Origin of the sequence: Desulfonatronospira sp., from assembly GCA_003563255.1 — a bacterium.
Lineage (GTDB): Bacteria > Desulfobacterota > Desulfovibrionia > Desulfovibrionales > Desulfonatronovibrionaceae > Desulfonatronospira.
The window spans coordinates 1-4,177 of record PWSL01000193.1; the positions used below are offsets into that span (position 1 = coordinate 1).

5 protein-coding genes are annotated in these 4,177 nt (G+C 48.8%); all 5 read left to right on the plus strand.

Annotation, left to right across the window (positions count from 1 at the left end; translation table 11 throughout):
- Positions 1-120 precede the first annotated feature (120 nt).
- The 5 genes from QZP87_RS05615 to QZP87_RS05635 all read left to right on the plus strand — a co-directional run bounded on the left by QZP87_RS05615 (position 121) and on the right by QZP87_RS05635 (position 3,952).
- Positions 121-1,317, plus strand: a complete 1,197-nt coding sequence (locus QZP87_RS05615; RefSeq protein ID WP_291321941.1) for a cofactor-independent phosphoglycerate mutase — start codon at positions 121-123, stop codon at positions 1,315-1,317.
- Complete coding sequence (locus tag QZP87_RS05620; protein ID WP_291321942.1) at positions 1,314-1,739, plus strand: thioesterase family protein; 426 nt, start codon at positions 1,314-1,316, stop codon at positions 1,737-1,739. Before QZP87_RS05615 ends, QZP87_RS05620 begins: the two co-directional genes overlap by 4 nt.
- Positions 1,740-1,764: 25 nt before the next feature.
- A complete protein-coding gene (locus tag QZP87_RS05625; RefSeq protein ID WP_291321943.1) occupies positions 1,765-2,880 on the plus strand; it encodes a hypothetical protein in 1,116 nt (371 codons plus the stop codon).
- Between the two features lie 11 nt (positions 2,881-2,891).
- Complete coding sequence (locus QZP87_RS05630) at positions 2,892-3,308, plus strand: hypothetical protein (protein ID WP_291321944.1); 417 nt, start codon at positions 2,892-2,894, stop codon at positions 3,306-3,308.
- A gap of 239 nt (positions 3,309-3,547) precedes the next feature.
- Positions 3,548-3,952 carry a hypothetical protein gene (locus tag QZP87_RS05635; RefSeq protein WP_291321945.1) on the plus strand — a complete coding sequence of 135 codons (405 nt, stop codon included), beginning with the start codon at positions 3,548-3,550 and terminating at the stop codon, positions 3,950-3,952.
- Positions 3,953-4,177: the final 225 nt, after the last annotated feature.

Consider the following 4,177-nt stretch of genomic DNA (forward strand, 5'->3'; position numbering starts at 1 on the left):
CCGCACTTATTTTTTTAAAATGATCTTGGTTTTATTGGAAAAAATAAGTGCGGGGAGAGCCAGTCCCCGCAGGTCAATCATAAGTTTCGCTGTAGTGATAATCAATTATCAGGATGAATCATGACCAAGGTGTTGTTGCTGGTGGCTGACGGCATGGGGGACTGGCCTCTGGAAGAACTGGGGGGGAAAACACCCCTGGAAGAGGCTTATACCCCGGGCATGGATTTTCTGGCCCAGGTATCCAGGGTGGGACTCTGCCAGACAATCCCTGAAGGCATGCCTCCGGGTTCTGATATTGCCAATATGACTCTGCTTGGGTATGAACCCGGGCAGTACCACACCGGCAGGGGGCCCATAGAAGCTGTGGCCATGGGTCTGGAGACAGCTCAAGACGACCTTATCTGGCGCTGTAACCTGGTGGATGTCAGCGATTATTCACAGTCCGGTACCATGCTTGACTACGCAGCAGGTCACATCAGTACCCGGGATGGGGGTGAACTGATGCAGGTTCTGCAGAAAGAGCTGGGCGACTCTGAGTTTTCCTTTCATGCCGGGGTGCAGTACAGGCATATCCTGGTACAGAAAAAAGGCCTGCCCAGCAGGGCCACCAACCTGGACATCACGCCACCCCACGACCTCCTGGAACAAAGTATTGCCCGGGACCTGGAAAAGTATCAGACCTGCCCTGCAGTGTGGAAGCTGGTTCGGGAGGCCGCACATATTCTGCAGGGCGTCCACAACCATACCAGGGCGCGCGCCATCTGGCCATGGGGTCAGGGTGGTTCTCTCACACTTCCTGCATTCAAGCACAGGTTTTCCCTGGAGGGGGCGGTCATTTCAGCGGTGGACCTGGTCAAGGGTCTGGGCAGGGCAGCCGGCATGAGGGTGGTGGACGTTCCCGGAGCCACTGGACTGCTGGACACCAATTACCAGGGCAAGCTGCATGCAGCCAGGACCTTTCTGGAAACAGGCGATTTTGTTTTTGTGCATCTGGAAGCTCCTGATGAGTGTGGCCACATGGGATCTATCCAGGACAAGGTGGAGGCCATTTCGCGCTTTGATCAGCAGATAGTGCTGCCGCTTCTGGAGCACTTAAGAGGAGAAGACATTATCATGTTAATCTGCTGCGACCATCTGACACCAGTTAAAATCAGAACCCATGCCAGGGACCCGGTGCCTTTTCTGGTCTACGACAGCCGGAAAGAGGCCTCGGGCACCGAGACCTTCTCCGAGAAGGAGGCTGCAAGGACAGGGCTTTTCCTGGGACACGGCCATGACCTCCTGCCGTTCGCCCTGGACAGAATGGAAAGGCAATGAAGCCTGCCGTGGATTTCCCCGCTCCTGAAACCAGACATCCCCACCGGGTATCCTACGGTGAGACCGATGCCATGGGTGTGGTCTACTATGCCAATTATCTGCACTGGTTTGAAATGGCACGCAGTACCTATATCCGGGAGCGCGGAATAGGTTATGCCGAGATAGAAGCCCGGGGGGTTTTTCTGCCGGTGACCGAGGCCTGGTGCAAGTACATGCAGCCCTGCAGATTCGACGAGTTGATCTTTATCCGGGCCGCAGTCAGCCGATGGGGCAAGGCTTCTTTTACATTCTGCTATGAGGTGCTGAGCCGGGAACAGGACCGGGTGCTCACCCTGGGGCGTACAGAACATGTCTGCATGGGCCCGGAGGGGAGGCCGGTACGGGTCCCGGCATGGCTCAAGGAAATGTGCCTGAGAAGGTAAAACACCGGGTAACAGGATTACATTCATGAACAACCTTAAGACAACAATCGGCTTTTCTCCTCAAAATATTTCTCCTACAAACCAGACCGAGGCTATTAGAAACAACTTAAGCGAGCTGTCTGGTTTCAAACAATACGTATACGATCTGCATTTCCCCCACTACAATCCGCAGATCTGTGCCAGCGGCAGACCTGTCAACTCGAATCTATCTCTGAATGAAGCCCGCAGCCTGACCATGGAAATGATTTCATGGAACCGGAAGAACACCGGCTTCAAACTCACCCTGCTGTTAAATTACCTCTTGCATGACAACTACCAGGTGGTTGTTGATAATGTAGCCGGTGAGTTCTATACAAGAGGAATAAAAAGTGTCGTGGTGGCTGATTTAGAGCTGATCAAAAGGCTCAAGGACAGACTGCCCGACCTTGAAATCCAGGGTTCATGCCTTTCGCATCGAATGACTGAAGAGCAGTTGGAAGAAGAACGAAAAGAGGGGGTTACACTTCATAATCCTTCTGTGAATATTATCAGAAATCCAGAGCAGCTTGCAAGCAACTCCAGAGCAGGCTACGCACAGAAAGTAATAGCTTTTGAAGGATGTCTGAATAAGTGCCCTGATGAAAATTCCAGATACGGCCATCGCTGGTATCTGGCCCGCAGTCTGACCCAGGACAGCTCATTCTGTACCAGGACCCGCATTGCTTCCGATCCCAGGTACTTTTTTAAGGCTAACTGGGTAACTGTTCATCGCTTTAAAAAACTCAACCCGTATATTGACGTAGTCAAGCTTCCACGCTGTCGTAATTCTATTTCCTTTGCCCTGAAATCATTTATTGACGCTTTTCAGAATAACACCCCATACAATGTGGTGGATTTTATCGGCGCCGGCTATCAGATGTACCTTGCCAGAGATATCGGCAGGATACCTTCTCACCTGTTTGATGACGTTTTTTTTGATACCGTTCAAGGTTGTAAAATGGATTGTCAGGAACGTAAGTGTACTTTTTGTTTTGAAAAGATGCAGCAAATAATAAACATAAGCTACAAACAGAAAAGGCTGGCCGGACGAGCCCGCCAGCAGCGCCCTCTTAGAACCTGGCATGTAGACAAAGCCCTGCGCTCGGATAAAACCATCCTATAACTGGAGTACCTATGGAAAAAAATCCAATACAATTATATACTTCTGACGGCGAAAAATCTGATATAAAGCTTATTGGAAACATTAAATTCAACCGTGAACAATTATTGATCAACATTCATACCTCAGATGGTATCACTGGCATACACTGGGATCATATGGCATGCATAATTCAGGATGTATACCAGGCAAATCAACCATCACGGATTAAACAATGCGAAATAGCATTATTTTTTTCAGATGGACATGAAATAATTGTTATTATAGATAACTTTCAGTCGGTAGAAATCAAGATGGCTAACAGTCTTATGATAATCAGAGGCACAAAACAAACAGCCATGATCAATCCGGATTTTTTTAAATGGTACAGAGTAAAAGAAGATGCGACTGCAAAAAGTCTTATTTCCAGTCGCAGTAGCGTAACAGTTTAGTCATTTAGTGACCATTCAGGGGAGTCCTCGGTGGTGACTAATGGCACAAGGCCAGGGGGACTGTCCCCCGCTAAGCAATGATTATGCAGCTTCACAAAATTTTGTGTCTGCAATTATTGCATATGGAGCAGAAAAGGTGTCGCGGGGACTGTCCCCTGGCCGGCACCTGCCCCTGAATGGTTACGTCATTTATATGTGGCATGGCCTGGTGCCGCTAATCACCACCGAGGACCCCCTGAATGGTTGCGAGAAAATCAATGAGTGAGAATCAGTATAAAAAAATTAATATGGTCAACTCTCTTGGAGAGTTATTTAAATTCGATCAGATAAAACAGTTAATCATAAACACTGATAAAGGGATCATTGAGATTGTAAATTCAGACGGTAATTTCGTAATGCTATTTGATAGATTAAGGTATTTTGAGGTGGAATTTTACTCTCCTCAGCAGGCTGACCCGGCTTTTGCAAGTTGCGAAGTAAAGCTTACACGTCTAGAAGACAAGACTCCGGGTTTTGTACAGTTATCAGAAGTAATAAGATATGAATGGAAGGCAGACCAGGGATTACTTATGCTTTTTGGGAAACATGCTACTCTTGGAGTCCATCTGGACCATGTAATTACCTTCAGCCTCAAGACCGCCTGATGAGATGTTGTCTGAGTTGACAACCATTCAGGGGATGCCGGAACCGGCCCCTCAATAACTCCAGACCACGGTACAGCTCCCCTCCCTCAGGAAGAAAGTATGGGTGTATGGGGGTATCCATGTGTGGGTGTAAAGATATTTTCACTCCCATACTCCCATACGCCCCTACTCCCACACGCCCCTACTCCCATACACCCATACTTCTTAACCCCGGGGGTGGTTGTA

Excerpts from the sequence above, each read along its gene's own strand:
- QZP87_RS05615 (WP_291321941.1), top strand. The coding sequence starts at position 121 with ATGACCAAGGTGTTGTTGCTGGTGGCTGACGGCATGGGGGACTGGCCT.
- QZP87_RS05620 (WP_291321942.1), top strand. The coding sequence starts at position 1,314 with ATGAAGCCTGCCGTGGATTTCCCCGCTCCTGAAACCAGACATCCCCAC.
- QZP87_RS05625 (WP_291321943.1), top strand. The coding sequence starts at position 1,765 with ATGAACAACCTTAAGACAACAATCGGCTTTTCTCCTCAAAATATTTCT.
- QZP87_RS05630 (WP_291321944.1), top strand. The coding sequence starts at position 2,892 with ATGGAAAAAAATCCAATACAATTATATACTTCTGACGGCGAAAAATCT.
- QZP87_RS05635 (WP_291321945.1), top strand. The coding sequence starts at position 3,548 with ATGGTTGCGAGAAAATCAATGAGTGAGAATCAGTATAAAAAAATTAAT.